This is a genomic window from Bacillus sp. VT 712 (genome assembly GCF_001614195.1).
Classification (GTDB): domain Bacteria; phylum Bacillota; class Bacilli; order Bacillales; family Bacillaceae_H; genus Priestia; species Priestia flexa.
The window spans coordinates 1-23,570 of the sequence record NZ_LWBK01000058.1 but is presented as its reverse complement, the minus strand read 5'-3'; the positions used below and the strand labels follow the sequence as shown (position 1 = coordinate 23,570).

Genomic DNA, 23,570 nt, shown 5'->3' with positions numbered 1-23,570 from the left:
AAAATGGACGTGGAGCCAGTTTTTGGATTCTTGAAGGCTAATTTAGGTTTCACACGATTTTCTGTTCGTGGGAAATCCAAAGTCGAAAACGAAACCGGCCTCGCACTAATGGCCGTGAATATACGAAAATATGTGGCAAGGGGGTGAGATCTTGCCTTTATATCTTTAAAATAATTGAAAAAAGGCGAAGTCGCACCGGCGACTTCACCTTTTTTCGATTATAGAGACCTTTTGTCCCAGCCTCTTTTAATAACCTTTAGACTTTAAAACAGCTTTTAATTTACTTTTTGTGTTCGCCCCATAAACACCATCTACTTGTCTGGGTACATACACAGACTGAAAACGTCTAACTGCATCAGCTGTGTCATTACCATAAACACCATCTACGCCATTATTTTTTGCATTTTTGTTGGGATAAAAATGCAATGCAGCTAAAGCCGATTGTAATTGACGTACAGATTCTCCACGTGCGCCCTTTTTAAGTACTCCTGAAGGTAATGGGTATTGATAAGCTGATTGCGGCTGTTTAGGTATTTCTGGCTCTAGTGTGTACGCATGCTGTGCTTTTCCTAATTTAATGGTTTGACCAACTTTTAACTTTGTTGGTTCTACACCAGGATTAGCAGCAATTAAATCATTGACTGTAATTCCTGCTGGACCGTCTTTTTCAGCAATTGACCAGAATGTATCACCTTCTTGAATTGTATATAAGTCCGGTGGCAACGAAGGCTTTTGGTTTGCTCCAGGTGCAATTGTTTCTAAGATGTCTTTAAATGCTTTGTTATAATCATATACGCAGCATGCTTTCCACGAGTACCCTGGCATTTCATTATGCGATTTATCGTATTTCCCAATACCGTCTTTAATTAAGGCATTACGCAAGTCAATAATGGATGCAATGGCAGCCACACTTAATTTATCTGTACGATAATCACCAATAACACAAATACCAAGTCCAATTGTATTACTATTACCGACATGGTAACTACGCTTACTAATGTCTACACAATAATAAATAGCAGCCTTTCCATTGATAATTGTATTTGGATCAATGATTAGGTGATATGCAATTTCGGGCCAACCATTTGTGCCTACATGGAAGTTAGCAAAGGAAACAATGTTCGAGCCACCTGCAGATAACTTTGTTAAAGAGTGATGCCACACACGAGTTGTAATGGATTTAACCCCATTTGCACGTTTATTGTAAGAACCTTTGCTTGGTAGTTTTCCTCGCTTATCAACCAATTGTGGTAACTGTTGAAATTTATAAGTCATTCTCTTTCTCCTCCTTGTTTTTAGGTATATAAAAAGCCACTGCAGAGACAGTGACTTATTGACCTTCTATTTGTTCACGAATATCCTTAATTTCATCTTGCATACCTGTCACACTTTGTTCAATACGTTGCAACGTATCTGTGGTACGCTCCACATGACTCATTAAACGATCTTCACGCTCTTTTGATTCCTTTGTAACCTTAAATAATAACCAAATAAATAATGCTGCAAATGGCCCATTTTGAAGAAGTGTATTCCAAACTTGCTCTTCAAACATAATTACCCCACCCTTTTATAAAAATAAAGAGAGGCAATAGCCCCTCTTTTTGTTTGTTATCTATTAAGCTACTGTTTCCTGTTTAATTCTCATAATCCGCACAATTTGGGAAGCTTGCAATACAACTTCACCAATGGACACCATTCCGCCACCAGCACTATTAATGCTTTGTAAGACTACTAGAGGGTTATAATTTTCTACATACACTTTAATAACCGTATTATCATTTAATGTAATTTCAACATTTGCTTCAGGATTCTCTACTTTTGTCATAACGCGAACAACTGAATAACGTTGTGCAATAACGTCACCAATAATGACCATTGAATACTCTTGATTGTTTAATGTTTCGGCTAAAATTTGTGCATTATACTCCTCGATAATCGTTTCAAAGTTTAATCCGTTAATCATTTTCACTTGTACTTCCATTGTTGCATTCCACCTTGATTAGGTCTTATGCAGTTTAACGTCATCAGCATAGTTATAGACGCATTCAAACACATTTATTTAGCGCTTGGATTGGCCATGTTGTTTTGTATTGTTACGATTATTTGTTTGCTGCTTTTTTAACTGATTTTTGAACTTGTTTGTTTCTTTCACTTGATTCTGGTGACGCTCTTCTGCAGCTTTTACTTCTTGATCTAGTTGGATAACAGTTCCTTCTAACTGTCGAGAATACGCTTTGTACTTCATTAACTCTGTATTCAAGCGAAACTGTTCTTCTTGGTATTGCTGAATGATTAAATCAGAATTAACTTGTACCGCTTGTGTTTGATTTGTTTGGTTTTGTTCCATGATTAAATTCCACCTTTTTTCGTTTATGGGTATAAAAAAGAGCCCCTACAAGGGACTCCTTTATGCTGCAGAAACAGCTTTTTTTAATGCGTCAATTTCTTGGATTAAGACACCTAACACATCGTGTATATCGTTTTTCTCTTTTTCTAAGCGTTCAATTTCCTCTTGCTGTTCTTGGTTTTGTTTCCACACAAGAGCCAGTGTTGTATACAAATCAATGTTGTTTTCAAACTTCATAAGAGCAGGTGTCATTTCCGTGATGAACCCTATTTTCTTATCAAAGTAATTACCACCAACGACATCAGAAATAGTGTGGTATTCATGTACGTCCACATCTTTTAACAGAGAAGTTGCTTTGAAATCTACTTCTCGAATATTCGTCTTTGAAAGAGACGTTGAACGTGTACCCACTGTTTGCACAATAATTGGTCGGTAATCTGGACTACTACTATCAATGTTAAAACTTGTATTTCTAAGTACGTGCACACTACCCGAACCACTTGGACGCAAATAAACATGCTGTGTAGAGCCTGTGTTTTCAGTAGCAGCAGTGACAGCCATATAGCCTGTTGTAGACTCTAAATTACCATTCACAATGCTGACATACTTTCCAATCGCTCGGAACTCATTCGCAGCAAAATCAGCATAATTCGTATTGGCTGCATTACGAGCATATACAGCCGTTCGGTCTTTTAAAAAGACAAGCTGCGCTCTGGCCCCTTGAACAGCAGGATTGGAATCCGCATCTTGTGTTTTTTGAATACGAATAAATGGATCTGACCCCTGCCAGAAGATATGCTGGCCTGAGTTGTTAATCGAGTAATAATGTCCAGCTGATTGTTTTAGACGGAATGAACCGTCATATAAATCAATCCCAGCACCACCACTGCCAATATTAATAACACTCCCACTCAAGGTATCAAAGGTAGACGCTCGGATGATAACACTTCGTAGTTCTCCAGCTGTTACAACCCCTAAGTTAGCAGAAATTGAAGAAAGATTATTAACGTTTAATTTTTCGGCTGAGATTGTACCGTTAACCACCATTTTTCCAGTGTGTTTGCGAATGATTTTTATATTTTGAATCATATAGCCTGTATCTCCACCACTGGAGGGTTGGTCAATTTGAAAGTATGGTTTCCCTTGAAATGTCGTGGAATCCGTTACTTTATGATGCCATGCCACAGAAGTCCATTGCTGATAAGGAGCAGGTGTTTCCCATGAATTCATTCGCCATGGACTGGAAGTATTACTCCCATCGGGTTTTCCTTCCCAAAAACCAGCTTGCAAGCTTCTACTACCTTTATACCGATACACATCTGCTGTAATTAAAAACTCATCACCAGCTATCATGTGTATAGGTATATCATGAGCAATGTGGTCACGACTACTAAGAGGAATGGAATAATAGTTATGTGTATCATTCATAATAGCTGGCAAACCAAAACTGCCGATTTTAGGATCTAAGTTCTGATTAGGCCACAAATTCGTAAAATCTCCAACAGCAATTTGACGTACAGTAATTGTATTAGTTTCAATCTTTCCACCATTTATCGTGGTTTTACCACTTACTCGCCAATCGTTCACTGTACTAACAGCTGAACTGGCATAATTCTTAGCATTTGCTTCTGCATTACTAGCTTTTGTAGACGCATCACTTGCAGCTGCAGCAATTGCACTATTTCTAGCAGCATCCGCTTTCGTTTGCGCTCCGCTTGTGGTTTCTTTCGCATCCCAGATACTTGCTTTTGAGTCAAGCGTAGACTTAGCTGTTGTTCCAGCAGTAATTTTACTTTGGACATCACTATTAAACGTGCTGAACGTCACTAATCCGGTTAAATTTAAATTTTGAGCAATTAAATCTAAAGCAGTAGCTGTTTGAACTAATTTAGAGGCAATGGTATTGCCATTAAAATCAGTTGTAGAAACCTTTTGAGCGATTAAACCAGCCTGTTGTGTGATAGTTGACTCTGCTGTGGAGATTCGTGTACTTACGCTATTGATTTGTGCATCTATGTCTTCTGGAGCTACTGAAAAGTCTGAGGGTTTACTCCCGCGCTCTGCTTTTACATTGGCAACCCACCATTTAAGACCACTGATAGAAGTAGTTACTCTCGGTGTGAGATAAGCTTTAACTGCATTAGTAGGCACTTTGAATGTTTGGGTATAGTAATACCACTCATTCCCTGCCGGTGAAGGTGTATCACCTGGAACAGGATTACTCTCCACCCCAGAAGCATCACGGAATTTCATTAATACACTAACAATACCTGCCTCAGCACGTTTTAACCACAAAGAAATTGTAATGGTTTCTCCGCCAACTACATCAAACATATCTGTTCTAATAGCCGGTGATCTACTAGATGTGCTTGAATCAGAAATAACCTCCAGAACCTTTCCAAACTTTGAATCGTCTACAACCTTATAGCTTGATATATTTTGGAAATTACCCCAACCTTCTAAACCTCTAGCAAAGTTGCTGTTAATGACTAAGTTACGCATTCCAAAACTTAAAGATTCAAATTCTGTTTTCGTTACCCTAGAAGCAATTTCATTGGCTTGTTGAGTAATTAAACTCTCTGCAGATGTTAATCGTGTTGTAACCGTGCTAATCTTTCCGTCTGTGTAACTCTTGGCATTTGCTTCGGCTGTACTAGCTTTTGTATTCGCATGGTTTTTCGCGTTTGTTTCTGCCGTATTTGCTTTTGTTTGAGCGCTACTGTCAGCATACGATTTCGTATTTGTAATTTCTTGTGTGAATGTAGATGATGTTACACGTTGAGCAATATCTGCAGCTTGCTGGCTAATCGTGCTTTCTGCCGTATCCAGGCGACCACTTACAGTATCTAATTCGCTCTTTTTTGCAAGACTCTTAATCTCAGTAGCTGTTTGGCTAATATTTGTTTCGGCTGTTGAGATACGTCCATCTAAGCCATTAATCTTCTCGTCAACATCTTCTGGAGCTTCTGTCCAGCTAGTGTTTTTATTTCCATATTCCGCTTTAATTTCTCGGTAAAATACTGTTCCATTTTTAAATAAAGACAATCTTACTCTACCGTAAACAACAGAGCTATTTTGGACTTTATGAACATATACAACCCTAACCCATTCATTGTTAGGCAATGAAGTAATATTCATATCAGTTAGCGAAACATCTTTATATTCAACACGGTTTCTATTAATATCTAATAACTCGAATATAAAAGGCTTCTTTTCATCATATTGATTAAAGTCATTAACCTTTATATCCATTGATACTGTAATAGTATCACCTTTCTTTGCAAGGAAAGTGTTTGCATAAGCTGACTTTATAGAGATTGTTGAAAGTCCCGAAGCAGTAACTTTTGCTATCTTACTTGAAGGCTTATCTGCCTCAGCGCTCACAATAGAAAACCCACCACTTACACCTGTCCAATTATCCCAACCTTTGTTAAAAGTCGAGTTTAAGACCAGGTTACGTACACCAATCGAAAGAGCATTAAATTGGTCTTGTGTCACTCTTGAAGCAATTTCATTGGCTTGTACGGTTAATTGCGCTCGATGACTAGAAACTTGATTTGACAATGTGTTAAAGTCGGTTTGTTTCGCTCGTAACGCAATTTGTTCATATGCTAAGTCGATTTCCGTCTGAAGGTTTGTAATGGACTGCAAAGCGTTTGAAACGTTCTGATTGGTTGTAGTTAAAGCTGTCTTTTCTGCTTTTAGGTTGATATTGCTTTCTGCCTGTGTAATACGTGTACCATAGCTCTCAACTGTTCCTTTTAGGTTGTTAAATGTTTCTTTTTCTACCATGAGCTCAATTTTTCCATCTTGCAACACGATAGCTTGTTCAGCTGACGTTACACGTTGGGACACAGTATCTAAAGCCTGTTGCTTTGCACGTAACCCAATCTCTTTTTCATTAACTGTTAATCGATTCTCGCTACTGTCTAAACGCTGCACAATACCCGTTTTGTCTGTTTCATAAGTGGTCTTTAATACACGGCTATTCAATGCGTTGTCAACTTCTGTTTTGGTATAAACGGTTCCTGTATTTACTTTTGAAGAAAGTTGACCGTTCACATACTCTAAACCAGCTTTTCCATCTAGTGAACTCATAATCTCTTGGACTGTTGAAGAGTAATTTTCATTTGGTACCTTATTGGCTAGATCCGCAATGATTTCTTGAACCTTTTGCTCGTATTCTTCTTTTAGGACTGCACCCATTTCATCTGCATTTGTTGGACCAAGTGCACGCCATTCTGTGCCATTCCACATGTACATGGGTTGTAATGGATCACTTGTATCCACCCATAAGTCTCCGTATAGAGGATTGACAGGTTCAGTCGGTTGCCTTTTAATCACACGTTCTCGGTTAAATACGTCTTGTTGAACCTGTTCAATGGTTTCTCCAATTTCAACCACTTTACCATCCGTGTACTCTTTTGCTTCATCACGACTGTTATCTGCTTTCTCTTGAGCACCTTGAGGCGTTTCAGCACCGATCTCACTGGCTTCTGTTGGCGTGACTTTGCGCCATTGCACCCCATCCCATGTATGCAACACATGAACTGGTCGTGAGGTATCCACCCAGAGAACGTTATAAGCCCCCTGTGGAGGCGTTGGTTGTTTGATAATACGTATACGCATATTCTTCTTAAAATCATCAAATTCGGCTAATACGTCACGCTCAGTGTATTCAATAAACTCACCAAGAACATACTCTTTTTCAGATGGATCTAGTAAATCACGTTCAACAGAAATCGTACGTGCTTCCATATACAAAGGGGGCTTATAGTGAAGGTCTTTAATACGGACCGTATCACCAAAGCGAACTTGCTCATGTTCATAACCAGGAATAGACTCTAAATCACCTTGTGAAATCTCATATTCTACAACACTATTAATGCGTTTTTTTAAAGCAGTTTCACCAAGCGATTTGAGCCGTTCAACCGTCATATCTTGGTCAGAAGACTCCGGCTCATAAATGTCCCATAGATGCTGGTTATTACGCCCCCAGCGTTGCCGTGCTTCTTCATCTTCGACAGTCGTCGTTATACGCGTACCGTCTTCTTTTTCTGGCCCAAGACATAAAAGTGCTGTGACAATCTCATCTGACTTTTCTTTTCGAACTAGCCCTAGTAGGTCTTTACCGAAGACAATTTCTTTCCCTTTAAAACGCCCAACACGAGTCACTAAATCAACAACACGACGAACAATGCGGTTGCCACTAATTTCAACACGAAACACAAGCTCTAAACCAAACTCTGAGGCAAGTTGTTGTAAAGCTAGATAAGGATTAATGTGCTTATCAAAGACAACCTTCCGCACACCAGCATGCTCAATAACCCCTGGCTCCCATTCTGTGCCGGCTAATACATACGAGGTAGCTGTTGCTGCTGTTTGGCCCGTTAAGGTAATAGGTGCAATGGCTTTGGCTTTCTTTAAATCTAAATAAGAGGCGGTTGCTGTAACTTCTAGTACATCACCGTCTTTTTCTGCAGCATCAATAATAAACTCTCGATATTGACCGTCCTCATCCTCAATAACAGCTCTATTGCGCTGCAGGATAAAAGCTGCCTTTTCATCAATAGCCGGCCAGGAAAAGGTGAGAACTTCTTCTAAATTACTGTTCCTTGTATGTGTAGCTGCTTCTAAGCCATGACTTAAAAAGGCAACGATATGATCTGATTGGCTGTTTAACAAATGAATCATCTAAATCGCTCCCTCCACATGGCTTTTGTTGGTAGTGCTGGACTTGTTACAATGACATTATCACCGCGTTCAAGGTGAAAGAACTCACCGCCAAACGCTTTTAAATCCATACGTGACTCGCCATTAATTAAAATGTTTTCACTTTGATGATCAAAGGTTACAACATCACCAGCACGCACGACATACGGAATTTGATTTTCCGTTAACGAATTCATTTTATAGACTCGAACATCATCCGCACGCAAAGAAGGCACCTTTCGGGTGCCGTATTGTGCAATATAAATGCCAATTTGGGTTGGTTGTCGTAAAAACTGCTTTTCACGATCATGAAACAATTCAAATGCACGAGCTGTGTGTTGACCTGTCTCTTTATTAATTTTAGCTACATAGCCTGTCCATCGTTCTCCTACTTTTTCAATTCGAAGCATACCGTAGAAGTTCCAAAAAGTGCTCTCTTGTTCACCATGTGTACTAATTACATCTTTAAAGCCAATATCACCGCCACCTAGTCGAACATTCGCATAAATGCGCTTCCCTGCGGAATCAACATCTTTGATAGTAACCGAACAAACAGGAAGGTTGTTGTTATCTAAGAGATACACTTCAACCTTCCCAAACTTGTCCTCTCCTGTATTTAATAGCTCAAGTATCGCCTCTAATCGAAAGTCCGTTAAGGTTTGGCCTAATGTCTTTTTATAAAAAGGGCCATGCCAGCCCTCTGCCATGGTTCCGAAGTTTTCAGCGATAAATCGATAACCGTCTGATTTCATGTCACCCGTAGCTCGTCCATCGATATTAACTGACCCTTCTGTTTTGGCCCAACCAAGTGTTGAGGTTAACTTATCATTTAAAATCAGTTCTTCACGAGCTGCAGCATACTCTTCAAGATTCACAATCCGACCAATACGATTAATTTGATCACCATTTGAAATATCAATATGTGTATAGTCATTGTCAACTTGTATCTCAAAGATAGGCTTTGCTTTGACTGTCCCTTTATTTAAAGGTGTAACAAGTGACATACCTTCAGAAATGATGGAATGCTGATATTTAGAAACACTTGAGTATTTATAAGGATCTGGACAAATAAAATTCAGCGTTCCCATCCCTAGCTTTACGATTTCCTCAAAATCAATACTTTGGTCAACGTAAGCGTAATAAATACGGTCTGGTTCATCGTCAAAAATCAAAGGACATGGCTCATCCGTCACAAGCCATGCGGCTAAGTCCTCTTTGATTTTTTGCAAGTCTGCTAAATCTACTCCTTTAATGACAATAGGAACAGCTAGTGGTCTAGGTTCGACATCGGTGCTTTTAGGAAGTGCACCTGGTCGATTCGGAACTGTTAATAAATTTCGTTTCAGAGGCGCCCAAGCCGGACGCTCCCTTCCTTTCAATACCTTTAGATAGGGTTTACGTTCACCATTAAACATCATTCCCATACAAATCACCCCTTAAATCGTCTCTTGATGTCTTTGTGTTCATCCTGGAGTTTTGTTACGTCTTTAAAAATGGCTTTGGCTACTTCTTTATTATTTAATAGAACTGAGATAATTGGATCTTTCATTGCGATAACTTTTAGAATCTCACTTTGTTCTTCCAAAATAGCTAAAATCTTTTGAATGAACGGATGGTCTGTTAATTGCTGATAGTTGCTTGTTTGAGCGTTATTTGATGGTGCAGAAGATTGTTGCTCAAGCCTTTTCCCAACTAACGCAAGTAACTTCATGGCATCTGTTTTTTGACTTTGGTTTGTCGATTGCACAAAGTCTTGAATGTTCGACCATACTTTTGTACCTGCAGGTAAGTTATTAAAAACAGTTGGTACATCGGGACTAAGGCCTAAACGTCCATCTGGAAGCAAGAATGGTTCATACTCCCACCCATCGCCCAACATTGCACTTCCACCAACATGAAAATTTGTGCCGTTTTTGTATTTGCGTTTTCCTCTAGGTCCCCAGCCTCGTTTTCCATAAGGAAGGTCCGTTCTCCAACGTGTATTATTGAAAAATGCTAAGAGTTGGTCATATCCGCTATAGATATTCCCATGTCCTTTCATCTTGTAAGCATTAAAGGTTTGTGGAATGTACTGCAGTAATCCACGAGCTGGGTTTCCGTTGGCTGTGTTAATATCCCATACAGCCGATGATTGAACAATCTTCTCGTTACCACCGGACTCCCTGTGAATCTGAGCAATAATACCTTGTACCTCTTTTTCAGATACAGATTCATTCATTCGTGCTGCAGCTGCTAAAATAGCCGGTCGCCATGCTTTTGCTCCCTTACCACTAGGACTGGCTCCGCCACCAAATGGATTTAAGTCTTTCATTTTCTTCTTGATATAATCCACAAAGTCACTTTTAACCTTCTTCACTGATCCGCCAATGACATCATTAAATGCTCCACCGATGTTTGGTAACTTTGGAATAAACTTTGCGAATACCTGTTTCATCAATTCTTTCGGATTATCAAGGTATGACCACACATCAAGCGCTACATCTTTCACCTTTTGAGCACCAGCTTGAGCCGTATCAATGGCTTTGTCTTTCAATTTACCAGCACCAGCTGAAAGTTGTTGTCCCTTCTTCTTAAACCATTTTCCAACTGTACCTCCAGAATATTGAGGTATTGTACCTTCATCCATCAACTGTTTTGTTTGTGGTCCAGAAAAGACGTGTGTACCTTTAGGTAAGTTCATTAAGGTATCTCGGTCTGGAGACAACCCCATATAGCCACTAGGTGTCACAAATAATTCTTCCATTTTCCCATCACCTAGTACCGCAAGTCCTCCGGGGTGCCCATCTGTCCCTTTGGCATATTGCGGAATCGGCCAAAGAGGAAGCTCCTTCACATTAATTTTCTTTAAAACCCAGTTCACACCACCAATGGCTCCATTGACGCCTTCGCCAAGCGTTTCGGCCATTTTGTTTTTCAGTGAAGTAATGCCACTTACTACTTTTCCAGCCATCGACTTGATTCCATCACCAATTTTTCCGGGAAGAGCTTTTGCTCCATCAACAATATCCGTAAACACTTTGGATACTGATGTTTTCATATTAGTCATGATAGTGCCGACACTGGATTTCATACTATTAAATCCATTAACAGCAAAGCTTTTTACATTTGATACGCCTGTTGAAAAAATCGTTTTTACGTTTGTCCATAAGCCCGAAAAGACATTTTTAAAGCCAGATGCAAACACTTTTCCAAAAGAAAGGATTTTCCCAAACATGTTTAGTTGAATGAAGTTCCAAATAAATTGAATGGCTCCAGAGAAAATCTGTTTCAGTCCTTCCCACATTTTTCGGAAATCGCCAGTGAAAAGACCCGAAAAAACTTTGACTAGGCCCATCAAGACATTTAGTGACCCGGAAATGACTCCTTGAATATTCCCCCAAACAGATTTGATGATTCCAAGTATAAATGGCATGATAAACTGGATGACAGAAGAAATCCCTTGAAAGATTTTTGACGCCATCATTCCTACATTCGAGAGTGCTTGAATAATTGTCGAAGAGTTGTCCTGCCAAAATTGCTTAATCACCGAAAACTGTTCAAGAAAAAACTGTTTTACCGACTCAATAGCTGGCGCTAGAAAACTTAGCACATTTTGGCCAAACTCTTGTAATTTGGATCCTAGTGATGTAACACCATTTCTAAAGGTTTCTGAGTTTTTATAGAGTCCGATAAATCTGGTGGCAAGCAGCGTGATTATTCCAATTGTGAGACCTACTGGTCCTGTTAAGGCGGTAAAACCTAACCGTAACCATTTTAAGAGACCACCAGCTTTTGAGATATTACTTATGACAGGAGCCATCCCCGATACAATGTTGCTCAGCATCATCGTAAACATGCCACCAAATGTGATAACAGGCCCCATAACAGCAGCTATTCCTGCAAATGCAAGAATGGTATTTTGCGTGCTACTATCTAAGCTGTTAAATTTATCGACAACACCTGTAATGCCTTGTGTGATTTCTGTCGCAATTGGAGTGAGCGTCGTCCCTAGCTCAGCAATGGACTGCTGGAACTGCATAGAAGCTTGTCGTGACTCCACCAATCCTTCGTTGTTTTTTCGGAACTCTTCATTCAAACCACCAAGCCCTGTATCAGCTAGCGTTTTTAACACATACTGCTCTTCTGTTCCGTTTTTAATGGCATCCGTTAAACCAGCGTTAAACGTATCAAGGTTAATGCCAGAACGCTCAAGCAACTCCGCAAAAGGCCCAATTGCTGCACCGGTTGCTAATGTTTCCTGTAATCCATCAGCTAATCCCTCAAATTTAAGTGTTTCAGAAAATTTAATGGAAGCACCAGATAATAAATCAACAGCTTGTGAAAGACCTTGTTCACTAAATGGTGTCGCCATTAAGTTCGAAAGACCTTCTACATTCGCATTCACATCTGGTGCAATGGCATTGATTTTCTCTAACTCTTTCCGCATGACATCCACATTAAACCCTGAACTAAAGGCGTTCGCATCTAATTTAGCCAAATCCCCACGCAGTTCTTCTGTTCCTTTCGTAACAGCTGCAAACGCACCAAGTACAGGAGCAGTAATGCTCATACTCATAGATTGACCAATGTCTGTTAAACTTCTACCAAACCCGTTCAGCTTTTCTCCTGCTTTTTCTGTTTCTTGACCGAACTTAGCCCAATTGCTTGTTGCTAGTCGCTGTTCTTCTTTTAAGTCAAATAAGCCAGCTTCGGCACGGGTAACAGAGCGTTGTAAGTTGTTTAAAGAGGCAGCTTGGTTGTTATAGGTTCGTGCTGCAGCTTCGGCTTGCTTAGAGCCTTCTCCATGCTCTTGAACCATCTTTTCATATTCAACTTTCGCTTGTTGGACAACACGTTTATGCACTTCTAGTTTTTTATTAAGACCTTGGACACGCGTTTCATATTTTTCAATCGACTTATCACCACGATCAAACGCGGAAAGGTTGGCCTTCATTTCGCTATCTACGGTTTTTAGTTTGTCTTTTAAACCAGTTAATCCTCGCTCAAGTTGTAAGGTGTCTAAATTCAGTCCTATCGCAAGACCTTCAACTCTTTCCATTGTTCACCCTCCCTTCATAAAGCCAATAAAAAAAGACTCTCTAAACATAGAAAGTCTTCATGGCATGAACTGTTTTATGGATAAGGTTAGATTAATTCGAAGAAAGAGTTTCCTCGTTGCGGCTTGTTTTGTTCTTCCAATAGGTCTAACACAAAGTGATAAGGCATATTTAATACTTCGTTGATGTCTTTTCCTTCTTTCATGAGGGAACGGACTAATTTATCTAAGTAATCCTTTTGCTTTTCCAATGTGAAATCTTCATCACTCAGTTCTTCTTCGCCAAAAACTTTTTTGTTTCATCTGTTTGTTGACCTCGTGCAATGAACGCAATTTGAGCTTGAAGTGTTTCAACAGCTTGTGGTGCATGTAAACCGTCAATCAGATTTTGTTTCGTGAATTTCCCTTTATACACTTCATTTGCGACAAAATCTACAAGTTTATCAATCAATTCTTTTTCATTATCGGCTTTCACTTTTTGCATCTCAGCAGCTAAATCCATTGCTTGATAGACTACCGATAACGGAATAAATGGTGGTGTCAGAAAGGTTTCTGTGATAATTTCTCCTTCTTTTACATCTGTCACAAGCTCAATTGTATTTCGTTTTAAATTTGCCATTGTGTATCCATCCTTTACGTTTTTATTTTTTATATAAAAAAGAGAATAGCTTTGACTATTCTCCAATGACTTTAATAACGGGTTGTCCTAACTTATTGCTTGTAGAAGCTAACTCATTCAATCGTTCTTCACTTACTTTTTTATTTAGAGGCTTTGGGTAACGGTCACCTTTTTGATAAACTTTCCCGTTATCTTGAACATCTTTGAACTTTTGTATGACTTCATACTTTACTTTGCTCATCATCAATTCCTCCCTTATACTTCAGGTGTTGCATCTGGATGAGGTTTACCAAAGATTAAATTGAATAAGAAATCTCTGTTCGTTGTTGACCCTTTCGCATCATAAAAAACAAACATTGTTCCTTCATCTTCATCCTCGATGCCATCGACTTTTCTTGGCATGAATTCGCCATTTACTTCATCTTTTGAAAACTCAATAGATCCATCTTCTTTTGACTTACCAGAAATAGAAGACATCGTGAAGAGCCCCTTTGCAAACCCTAGCCATTCTGTTCCACCATCCTCAGCTGTTCGAGCGAACGCACAAGCCACGTAAGGCGGCGTCATATTCGGTGTATAAGCTACACCACTTCCAATCGTCTTTAACCCTAAGATTTTTGTTTTATCCTCCATTGGCACTTTATGAAAGGACGTCACAACAGAAATAGGCCCATTAGCCACTGCCAATTCGGCTGTTTTATTGTCTCCAGAGGCTCTTGTAATTTCTTGTGGCGTATCAACTGAAATCTCTTGAGCGAATTCAATTCGTTCGGGTGAAGTTTCTACAATTCCTGTTTCATCTTCATTTAATACACCGTAATGAAACTCTGTTAAACCAGTGAATGATTTATAATTCTTTTTTGTAACCATTTATTCCACTCCTTTTATATCTCAACAATGTATTCTTTGCCTATATAGCGTCTGGCATCGCGAAAAATGGCTGTTTCTGGTTCATATTCATCTATCCCATCTCCATATGGAGAAAAACCGACTACCTCTGTCATAATGATTCGTACTTCTTTCGCTACACGCTGTGTATCCTCGAAAGATTCTGACCAGACTTCAATTTGATAGAAATATTCATCAGTCATCGGCTTATTATCCGCATAATCACCGGGACGCGGTGTTGCTAATGGATCAATAACAATATATACACCCTCCATGTTGTCAGTGGGTGGATATTCATAAAACTTAATGCGAGTCTCAACCTTTTGCTGAATAAGAGGACTTGCTAGCAATGCATCGTATAGTTGATAAAGCACTACAACCCTCTCCTTACTGCATTGAGTAGCGCTGCTTGATACGCTTTTTCAGCATTGCGTAACGCTCTCGCAATGGCTCCTTTACCTTTCGGGTTAGGATTTTTAACCGTTCCCCACTCATTTAAGTGAATAATACGGTACCTCCCTTTTGGGCCACGCCAATGAACTTTAATCGTTCGTACACCTGCAATGGTCATTGGCTCTGAAATGGTAATCTCTTCAATTGAACCACCCGTATCTTTAAACAATTCAAACTGCAGCTTTAACTCACGAACAAAGGCTTTGGCTCCTTCTTTTAATGCCTGGTCACTGATGCGTTGGACAGCTGCCGGTCCATATTTTTTCTCTAAGGTACTTAATAGCTGGTTAAGGCCTGTAACCTTCACACTCATACATTTGCGACTCCTGCGACAATATCAATAAACCGCCTATCTTGAAGGTTGGGTTGTACACTTTTTATGTTGTATTTGATGTTTTGATAATCGATAGCGTCAATCGCAATATAGTGCAAATTAGATGGACGGTATTCAGTCAGTGGATCTCGAATGGTAATAGTGACATCTGATAATGTACCGTTTGCCTTGGCCATTTCTAAGTCTTTTAGCCATACACGATCGATTTTTCCAAATGTACGAAAGACCTCTTCGTCCTTTGACTCTCCTGGTAGTGGGCCAACACTCGGTTTATTTCTATAAAAAAGAATAGGTGTCCGTAACTCTCCACTATGAAGACGTGGTGAGTTATATTTAAACTCACGCATTCTCTTCACCTTCTTCCAGTACCATTTTTTCTAGTATTCTATCAATACTTAAACTGTTAATCTCCGTTAAGAAATTGTCATTAAAATATTCTAAAGCATCATTGTAGACGTAACGAGAACGTTCAAATACAAGCTCTTTGAACTCTTCGTCTTGTTCAATATCATAATCACCACAAACTCTTTTTAAAGCTGTAACGGAAGCAGAAAGGATGCGAGTTAAATTCGCATCCTCATGATTCCCTAATCGCATTCGTTCTTTGAATTCTTGAAGAATTTCATTTGTGATGGCCAATCACATCACCTCATATCTTATACAGCCGGTGTCATATCAAATGAAATATTAAGATCATAAACTAAGGCTGTTTTATTGTCTTTTGGCTTTCCGTTCGCAAATTGTTTCATTGTATACAGACGAGCATCTTCAATAGCTAATGTCTCATCATATTTATTAATCTTGTAACCTCCTGCGATAGCTGCTAGGTATTCACCCTTCACAAAGAACAACGCTTTACCTTCTGGCACTTCCTCTGATTCAATTGGAGAAATGTTATAAGGTAACGTTGTTACCCATTGTCCATTTGCTGTTTGGATTGTATTTCCGATTTGCACTTTAATCGCATCTACAGGGTTAACAACCATAACAATGCTGTTTGATACCTTACGAGCTTTTCCTTTTTCATCTTTTGAAAGTTCAACAACAACACCACCTAATTCTTTTGCGATTGTTTCGCCTCTTTCAGAAGGTGCAAACGTCAAAGTTCCGCTTGATGTTTTATCTGTAACAGCTCCTGTTTCTTTATTTACATCTTTCATTAAACCAATTGGCTCATTTTGTGCTGGCCCACGTCCATTTACAAGGCCATACTCTAAACCAACTGAGTGAGATTCAACTAACAAGGTACGAACATAGCGTTCAACCCACTCTGGCCCTAAATCAAGCATATCTTTAGGAATAACAGCAAAAGCAGTAAGCTTTAATTGACCAATTTGCTCTTCGCGGAATGCTGCAGAAACTTGCCCTTTAATTTCTCCAAACAGTGCTCCCCATGCGTAAGCTTTTGTTGGATCTGAGTAAATATAACGTGTAACTGCTCCTAAATCTTTTAATCCAATAGCATCAATTAATGGATGCTCTGTTACTAAATCTTCAAAGATACGTTCTTGAGTTGTAACTGGTAAAATCGTATCTTCTGCAAAACCACCACTTGAAATAACTTCATTGAAAAACTTGCGTTCTGTGGAAGTTAATACATTTTGACCACGAGCTGCTAAGATTTGCGCGTCGTGTACTTCGTTACGTGCTTCTGCTGTAATTCGGTCTGTTAAGTCATTTTGTAACGCTGTAAACATGTCATTAAACGCTGTTTCTACCTGTTCAGGTGTTGAATTTTCGTTATTGACTACATTCATATACGCTTTCTTTTTTGTTTCAAAGTTTTCCATTGCACCTTTTAATTTCATTGTCATTGGTTATTTCCTCCGTTTTTTGAGCATTAAAAAAAGCGTCGTCTCTTTTGGTTAGACGGCACTTGTATCTGTTCGCTTTTATATTGATCTAACTCATTTCTCATAGCTTGCATTTGAGCTTTTAACTGCGTTAAATCTTCGGTATCCTTTTCTGGTTCAGTGGTAGTAGCAGTGGCAAATCCAATTTCCATCGCTTCTTTTGCGCTGAACCAAGTCTCAGCATCTACCATATTACGAATTTCTTCGCGCTCAATAGTTGCTTTACTCATATACGCATCAATGATGCCATCTTCTAACTTTTCAAGTAAATCAGCTTCTTTACGCATACTTGATTTAGTACCCCACACGATGTTACTTGCTTCATGAATCATTAGCATAGCACCAGTTCCCATAATTAACTCATCTGCTGCCATTGCAATAACTGATGCAGCTGAACAGGCCCAACCATCCACATGAATGGTAACTTTCACATTATGCTTGGTTTTATGGTTCATTAATCGGTTATAAATAGCAATGCCATCAAATGCATCACCACCCGGAGAGTTTAAGTGAACCACTAGATCATTAGAGCCAGCTTGTGTAATAGCTTTATCGACATCACTTGCCGATGTTGATTCAGACCACCAAGAGTCTCCAATCACACCATAAATAGTTAAAGTCGATTCCTTGTTTTCATTATCATGGGCAACAGCAAAATTATGAGGGATTTTCTTTAATTGGTCTTTATACTGTTCGTTCTTAAATTTCATAAATCGCATTATTCATTCTCACCTCCTTTATCAGTATCCTTTGATTCATAGTTCTTTGTTAACACATACTCCTCTAAAGAAGGAATGTCTTTTGGTTCGTCTCCTAATTTAACGCGAATTTCATTCCCATTATAAACACCACTTGCGCGTAATTTATCTACTGCATCCGCTAACTCTAATGGATTTAACTCCGCAATTCCACGAACTTCTAATTTAAAGCCCTGTTGATATTCTTCTTTACTAAGCAACTTCGCATTTAATTCATCTTTTACTTTTTTAACTAATGGATCAATACAAAACTTGATATAAGCTTTAATACTCGTGTCGTATTCAGCTAATTCTCCATGAATAAGAGCATTTGGAATCCCTAATATATTAGCTATATCATCAATTAAGGACTTTTTCACTTTAGCTAACTCTTCAACAGACTGACCGCTTCCCTCGCCATTTGCTACCTCGTCATACTCAAACCCTTTTAACTTCGGTACAAGTGCAACTGAGTTTTTTCGGAATGAATTAAATAGCTTGTTAATGAAGTTTTGTAATTTGGTCTGGCTTTCAGTATCTAGAGATTGTGTTGAATCAATACCAACAGTTCCTCTAATTTGGTTTTTACGCAAACTAATTTCTAGCATTCGACTAAATAGATCCGCATAATCACTGAACAACCCATCCATGAATCGTGTTAGCTTCTCATTGTTATAGGTAATATAAATGACTTCATCCATACGAAATGTACGCTTAAACATATAATCTTTCACCGTTACTTCTCGAAACACATCTGGATATATCGCATACTCATCACGAGTAAAAGAATCTGCCATTAAAAGATTATTGTCATCCGTCAAGACTACTAAAATTTCATTTTCATCAATTAATCGATAAATGAAGCTATGCCAAAAGTCCGCTGCGCTTTGGTCTGTATTCGGCCGAACATTTAGCAAGTAGTCCCAATCATTGAAAACACGCTTGTTTTCTTTTACCATGCGGAATTCTGATTGACTAATGGTACGGCCAATAAAGTTAAGACACGTTTCTAATGCCATCTTTTTGAGATATGCGCGGTGAATAGTTTCATCTGTTAAGTCTAAATCAAACAGGGTTTCCAGCTCTTTGTTACGCCTTAGAACACTGTCGATAAGTCCCACGTTTCTCCCTCACCTCCTTTAAAAGTTAAGTGCATCTAAGGCATCCAATGACTGACTAATATTCACCTCATTACCTAAAATGTTATCTGCTTGCCACATCGCGTAAACAAAAGCTGTAAATCCATCTGTTTTTCTACGAACTTCATCTTTTTTTACAAAATCCTTGTTTCCGTCATTTTTCACTTTGACTACAATGTTGTTTGTATTCCATCTCATTAAAGGATTATCACCAAAGATAACGCGTTTTTGTGCAAACAGCATTTCAATTCTAGGTGCAAGTTTTGCATAAATTGCATGAGGGTTTTGGATATACAAGACGTTAAACCCTGCTTCTTCAAGGGCTTTCTTTACAATATCTAATCGGAAAGTATCTCCAATGATTGTATCGAGTCCATATTTTTCACGCATTGTACAAAAATAGTTCACCATATGATTGATATTAATAACTGGCTCATCTAACAGAGTAATTAACCCTTGTTCTTCCCATTCAAAAATAGGTGGCTTTAGTTTCGCCTCTTTAACAAAGTCACGCCTAGCAAACTGATGACTTTCCCAAATATAATCATCATTATCTTTAAACAAAACCCCACAAGCTGTGAAATCTTTTATAAAAGAGAAATCAATAGCTCCCACACACTTTTTACCTTGTAAACTTTCGTAAGGGATAGCACGATTTGTAGCTTGAATATCTTCCCATGAAGCTACTCTTACTGTGTTATCTTCTTGCGGAAGGTTCATTCTCTTAGCCATAAACTCTGGACGGCCAGATGGGTCATCTTCCAGATCAAGGTACTCATCCATAATTGTGTCAAATAACTCTTCAGCATAGGGGCTTCTTGGTTTGCTAAACATTGGGTTTGCCTTTTCCCACAGTTCTGGATTATCAACTTCATCTTTACTATCCATCTTACAAATAAATATAAATCGATTTTTACGCTTGCTGCCACCACTTAATACGTCTAGACATTGCTCTATAAATCTATCAAAAAAACCACCACGGACATGACCGTTGGTGGATATATAGATACGTCTTCTATGCATGACTTTCCCCAAGCCGGAGCTTAACGTATTGATAAGTTTTGTGTCTTCATAAATATGAAATTCATCAAAAATAAGACAACCAGGACGACCGCCGTCTTTTGTGTCAGCGTTCGATGTCCGAAACATAAATTCGGATAAAGTAGACTTGCCAGTAATTCGCGTTTTTGTCCATGAAAAAAAGCTTCTCATGAAACTCTTATTTTTCTCTTTCATATTGTAAACTTCTTTTACTGATGTTTGAGCCTGTTCTTCACTATTGGCTACAACATCAACATTATAACCGTCTATTCCATGACCAGGACTAATAAAGTAATCCGCCAACCCTGAAATTAAACCATTCTTACCATTACCACGAGCAATAACAATTACAATGTCTTTATAGAATAATTTGTCACGCTTTTTGTATTTAAGGAAAATAAATGCAATAATAAATTTCTGAAATAGTTCTAATTTGAAATACCATTTCTCAATGTAGCTTATGCACCGTTCAATCTGATCTTCGTCAAAATAAATATCATCACGATTTAATACTTCGGTTTCTAACTGGTTAACCAAATCAATTCTTTCTTGGTTAAAGATAACGTTACCTTCTCGCCAAGCATGAATGTACGCATCAACATATTTCTGGTGAATCAATATAAGTCACTGACTGTTGGCTCGTCATTACCCTTTTCCTCGTTTTCTTTCATTTTAGGTGGTGCCTTTTCAATAAATTTAATTGATTTTTCAAGAGAAATAAGTGTTTTAGTAAGCTTATTCAACTCATTTAAAGCAGGATTGGTCTTTGTAAATTCCTGACTAGCATTAACAGTGATGATAGTAACTCCGTCTTTATTAATTGCTGTTTGTAGCTTCCTAATTTGTTTAACAATAGCGATATAACGGGTTACTTTATCCACTTCGACCAAATCATCTTGATCAATTCGTAACATTAATTGCTTTTGTAAATCCGATATTTTTACAACCCCACTCACTAAAACACCCCCCTCATTTTTTTGCCCCCCTAATATAGTCATATTTTTTCATTTTTTTGAACAGTAGAGCCCCCTCACCGGTGCCCAGGAACGAAAAAAAGGCCAAAACTTTTGAACGGGGGGTTACCACATCTCATCATGTTGCCATTTGTTCGGCTTTTTATTTTTAAAGTCTCGACCATGTTCTTTGTTGTGGCAATCCACACACACTGTTTCAAGGTTTTCCTCATCCAATGCAAGCTCCGGATAATATTCAAGCTCTTTAATATGATGGACAACCAGCTTTATCTTCTTACGTTTTGCACTTTCACTGTATTCATTCCTATCAATAGTGAGTCGTCCATTACGTTTGCACTGTTGGCATTCATAGTTATCTCGTTTCTTTATATGTTCACGTATTCTCTTCCAATCACCACTGTCATAGAACTTACGCTTCTGTTGGATTGTCTTGTACTCAACCATTACCGTTCTTCCTGTTGAATAACTTATTAATCCACTTATCTAATACAGTCCCCTTGTCCTTATGTTCATCAAAAGATAACAAGAGTCTAGGTTGTTCTATTACTCTTTCGTTATATCCAATACGTTTAAGATGACAACCTTCACCTGTCACCACCTGTTCGATATTAATGTATGGAGATTCAAATAGCTGTTCGCACTCATTTTTAGTAATCCACGTGAAGTCTACTCTTTGTTTCGTCTTAATCTCTTCACCTTTGTAGTAAACCTTTGGTACATCGTTAATGGAACCTAACTCAATAGCAAGTAACTTAACATCTTCACCAATTGATTTCTTATTCATCACTTGTCCTCCTAGTACAAAAGCTTTCTTATATGCGCTCTTGGCTTATTGCATAACACTTGGCTACCTTTACGAGTATCTTGTTTCATTACCCATGATTGACGAATATGTTTTGCTCTTTTAATATCCGCTTGGATTTCTATATACTTTCTTGCAGCTACTCTTAATCTAGATGAAAAACTCTTTATACGTTCAATAAATAAAGCTACCCCGTTACAAATTTTTTGGATAGCTTGTTGGAACTCTTCTATATTTAGTTCATTCATTTACTATCACCTCTTACATGGTTTTAAAGAGAAAGATTAATGCTGCTATGCATGCAATGGCTAAGCTGCAGTAATGTGTACGTTCGTTATTACTCCTAATGCTGTTACAAGTAGAACAATAATGAGTATGACTTTAAACGTTGTTAACATTGACATTCTCCTGACTGCTTTATAATCGCTCTTTATCAGCAGCTTCTTTTTTCGTAATAAAAACCACTATCTCTAGCAGGAAATAAGTATTAGTAATTAATAATCCCCTTAAGAATTGCTCTTCTTCGAGTGACATACCTACAAAGTAAAACAATAACCAAAACCCAATAAATCGACGAAAACTCATAAATGTATATTTAATGACCAACCACTCCTTTCATAGAAATAAAAAAGCACCCCAATATACAGGATGCTTTTCACTTCATTTATTCATTTATTTTTTTCCATTTTTTCTTTCCTTGCTAATATATCAGATTTAAGAAATAACTTTTCTTTTGGGCTTTCGCGTATAGGGTTTATCTTACCAGTGTTAACTAGCTTATTTACATACTGACGACTAACTCCTAGCATCTCTATAGCATCGGAAGTTGTTACTACCTCAGATGCTAGAAATTCTATTAGCTGTTCTCTATTCGTGATGTGAAATGAATCACTCATAACTCAAGCGTTCCTCCTTTTTAAAACGATTATAATAATTGTCAGTACTAACCACACGACAGCTAAAATTGAAGCTGTAATGTCTAGCCAATGCAGCTTATTATAATCCATTGTTGCAAAATGCGTAGCGAACAAGATTGACATTAAAAACGTAAAAGAGAAGAATTTCATATTTTTTCATGGACATGATATAATATTTAGTAAGAGGAAGGGGTTACACCCTTACCTCCCTTGCTTATTTGCGACGTTTCTTTTTGCTAGGAGAGCGTCGCTTTTTCTTTTTCTTCGACTTCTTTCTTCTCTCAGCTAGTTCCTTCTCTATCGTCATAATTCCAACGATGCTTCCAGTTAGCCAAGTTAACATCCGAAGAAGTCTTTCTACTGTTTCCATGTCCACTTTGTTCACCTCCTTTTGATACTTTAATTATATCAAAAGGAGGTGACGTTCGTTAACTTAATTGATGAAAATCTATACAAAAATGTTTTTTATTTGTAAGCCCGAAATATAAAAAATAGCGCACCTTCACGGTACGCACGACGAACGGCCAGCTAACTGAATTTTTTTCAGTTAGCTGGCTATTTTGCACATGTGGCTTGAATATTCTCTGACCATGGCATGTAATTATGTAAAATCTCAGGGTGTTGATGAAACGATATATTAGGTAATTCCGTCATCAGCTTTACCAAGTACTGATAAAAATCAATTCCGTTTGCTTTGGCCGTTTCAGCCAAACTCAAAC

At 38.3% G+C, this 23,570-nt stretch carries 27 protein-coding genes; 1 reads left to right on the top strand and 26 read right to left on the bottom strand.

The annotated features are described in order from the left end of the window. The coding region (locus A2U94_RS20930) for a transposase (protein WP_156482294.1) at positions 1-147 on the top strand (147 nt) is incomplete at its 5' end. Between the two features lie 99 nt (positions 148-246). Here the strand turns inward: A2U94_RS20930 and A2U94_RS22200 are convergent. From A2U94_RS22200 to A2U94_RS20925, 26 genes are all read right to left on the bottom strand, one after another. Then, a complete protein-coding gene (locus A2U94_RS22200) occupies positions 247-1,275 on the bottom strand; it encodes a peptidoglycan-binding protein (RefSeq protein WP_025906979.1) in 1,029 nt (342 codons plus the stop codon). Positions 1,276-1,330: 55 nt separating this feature from the next. Continuing rightward, a complete protein-coding gene (locus tag A2U94_RS18850; RefSeq protein WP_025906981.1) occupies positions 1,331-1,552 on the bottom strand; it encodes a BhlA/UviB family holin-like peptide in 222 nt (73 codons plus the stop codon). 63 nt (positions 1,553-1,615) lie between these two features. Then, positions 1,616-1,981, bottom strand: a complete 366-nt coding sequence (locus tag A2U94_RS18845; RefSeq protein ID WP_025906983.1) for a hypothetical protein — start codon at positions 1,979-1,981, stop codon at positions 1,616-1,618. Between the two features lie 78 nt (positions 1,982-2,059). After that, the gene (locus A2U94_RS18840; RefSeq protein ID WP_025906985.1) at positions 2,060-2,347 is read right to left on the bottom strand and encodes a hypothetical protein; all 288 of its coding nucleotides are present in this window, start codon (positions 2,345-2,347) and stop codon (positions 2,060-2,062) included. Positions 2,348-2,407: 60 nt separating this feature from the next. Next, entirely contained in the window at positions 2,408-8,041 is a 5,634-nt protein-coding gene (locus tag A2U94_RS18835) for a phage tail spike protein (protein WP_025906987.1), read from the bottom strand. Beyond that, on the bottom strand, positions 8,038-9,483 hold the full coding sequence (locus tag A2U94_RS18830; protein ID WP_025906988.1) for a distal tail protein Dit: 1,446 nt from the start codon (positions 9,481-9,483) through the stop codon (positions 8,038-8,040). Before A2U94_RS18830 ends, A2U94_RS18835 begins: the two co-directional genes overlap by 4 nt. Before the next feature lie 5 nt (positions 9,484-9,488). Then, complete coding sequence (locus A2U94_RS18825; RefSeq protein WP_025906990.1) at positions 9,489-13,097, bottom strand: hypothetical protein; 3,609 nt, start codon at positions 13,095-13,097, stop codon at positions 9,489-9,491. Positions 13,098-13,183: 86 nt separating this feature from the next. Continuing rightward, positions 13,184-13,345, bottom strand: coding sequence for a phage tail assembly chaperone GT (gene gpGT, locus A2U94_RS21365; protein ID WP_153301196.1), 162 nt, complete (start codon positions 13,343-13,345; stop codon positions 13,184-13,186). Between the two features lie 17 nt (positions 13,346-13,362). Then, positions 13,363-13,713, bottom strand: coding sequence for a phage tail assembly chaperone G (gene gpG / locus A2U94_RS18820; RefSeq protein WP_025906991.1), 351 nt, complete (start codon positions 13,711-13,713; stop codon positions 13,363-13,365). 55 nt (positions 13,714-13,768) lie between these two features. Further along, positions 13,769-13,957 (bottom strand): hypothetical protein, encoded by a 189-nt coding sequence (locus A2U94_RS18815; protein ID WP_327078486.1) that lies wholly within the window; start codon positions 13,955-13,957, stop codon positions 13,769-13,771. Positions 13,958-13,968: 11 nt separating this feature from the next. Continuing rightward, the gene (locus A2U94_RS18810; protein ID WP_025906993.1) at positions 13,969-14,583 is read right to left on the bottom strand and encodes a major tail protein; all 615 of its coding nucleotides are present in this window, start codon (positions 14,581-14,583) and stop codon (positions 13,969-13,971) included. 14 nt (positions 14,584-14,597) lie between these two features. Further along, positions 14,598-14,975 (bottom strand): gp17 family tail completion protein, encoded by a 378-nt coding sequence (locus A2U94_RS18805; RefSeq protein WP_025906994.1) that lies wholly within the window; start codon positions 14,973-14,975, stop codon positions 14,598-14,600. Beyond that, complete coding sequence (locus A2U94_RS18800; protein ID WP_025906996.1) at positions 14,975-15,367, bottom strand: HK97-gp10 family putative phage morphogenesis protein; 393 nt, start codon at positions 15,365-15,367, stop codon at positions 14,975-14,977. Before A2U94_RS18800 ends, A2U94_RS18805 begins: the two co-directional genes overlap by 1 nt. After that, a complete protein-coding gene (locus tag A2U94_RS18795; RefSeq protein WP_025906997.1) occupies positions 15,364-15,735 on the bottom strand; it encodes a head-tail adaptor protein in 372 nt (123 codons plus the stop codon). Before A2U94_RS18795 ends, A2U94_RS18800 begins: the two co-directional genes overlap by 4 nt. Continuing rightward, on the bottom strand, positions 15,728-15,985 hold the full coding sequence (locus A2U94_RS18790) for a hypothetical protein (RefSeq protein ID WP_051567031.1): 258 nt from the start codon (positions 15,983-15,985) through the stop codon (positions 15,728-15,730). Before A2U94_RS18790 ends, A2U94_RS18795 begins: the two co-directional genes overlap by 8 nt. A gap of 59 nt (positions 15,986-16,044) precedes the next feature. Then, positions 16,045-17,202, bottom strand: coding sequence for a phage major capsid protein (locus A2U94_RS18785; RefSeq protein WP_025906998.1), 1,158 nt, complete (start codon positions 17,200-17,202; stop codon positions 16,045-16,047). Positions 17,203-17,228: 26 nt separating this feature from the next. Further along, positions 17,229-17,960, bottom strand: coding sequence for a head maturation protease, ClpP-related (locus A2U94_RS18780; protein WP_025906999.1), 732 nt, complete (start codon positions 17,958-17,960; stop codon positions 17,229-17,231). Next, the gene (locus A2U94_RS18775; RefSeq protein ID WP_025907000.1) at positions 17,960-19,099 is read right to left on the bottom strand and encodes a phage portal protein; all 1,140 of its coding nucleotides are present in this window, start codon (positions 19,097-19,099) and stop codon (positions 17,960-17,962) included. Before A2U94_RS18775 ends, A2U94_RS18780 begins: the two co-directional genes overlap by 1 nt. A gap of 18 nt (positions 19,100-19,117) precedes the next feature. Continuing rightward, positions 19,118-20,776 carry a terminase TerL endonuclease subunit gene (locus A2U94_RS18770; protein ID WP_025907001.1) on the bottom strand — a complete coding sequence of 553 codons (1,659 nt, stop codon included), beginning with the start codon at positions 20,774-20,776 and terminating at the stop codon, positions 19,118-19,120. Further along, a complete protein-coding gene (locus tag A2U94_RS18765; RefSeq protein ID WP_035319685.1) occupies positions 20,773-21,114 on the bottom strand; it encodes a P27 family phage terminase small subunit in 342 nt (113 codons plus the stop codon). Before A2U94_RS18765 ends, A2U94_RS18770 begins: the two co-directional genes overlap by 4 nt. Before the next feature lie 123 nt (positions 21,115-21,237). Next, entirely contained in the window at positions 21,238-21,576 is a 339-nt protein-coding gene (locus A2U94_RS18760) for an HNH endonuclease (RefSeq protein WP_025907003.1), read from the bottom strand. After that, entirely contained in the window at positions 21,569-21,916 is a 348-nt protein-coding gene (locus A2U94_RS18755; protein WP_025907004.1) for a hypothetical protein, read from the bottom strand. Before A2U94_RS18755 ends, A2U94_RS18760 begins: the two co-directional genes overlap by 8 nt. An 11-nt stretch (positions 21,917-21,927) precedes the next feature. Continuing rightward, the gene (locus A2U94_RS18750; RefSeq protein WP_025907005.1) at positions 21,928-22,182 is read right to left on the bottom strand and encodes a hypothetical protein; all 255 of its coding nucleotides are present in this window, start codon (positions 22,180-22,182) and stop codon (positions 21,928-21,930) included. Positions 22,183-22,602: 420 nt separating this feature from the next. Further along, entirely contained in the window at positions 22,603-22,830 is a 228-nt protein-coding gene (locus tag A2U94_RS18745) for a helix-turn-helix transcriptional regulator (protein WP_025907007.1), read from the bottom strand. A gap of 235 nt (positions 22,831-23,065) precedes the next feature. Further along, entirely contained in the window at positions 23,066-23,227 is a 162-nt protein-coding gene (locus tag A2U94_RS21360) for a hypothetical protein (protein ID WP_153301199.1), read from the bottom strand. A gap of 179 nt (positions 23,228-23,406) precedes the next feature. Beyond that, positions 23,407-23,570, bottom strand: a 164-nt coding sequence (locus A2U94_RS20925) for a transposase domain-containing protein (RefSeq protein ID WP_197473416.1), incomplete at its 5' end; no start/stop codon positions are given.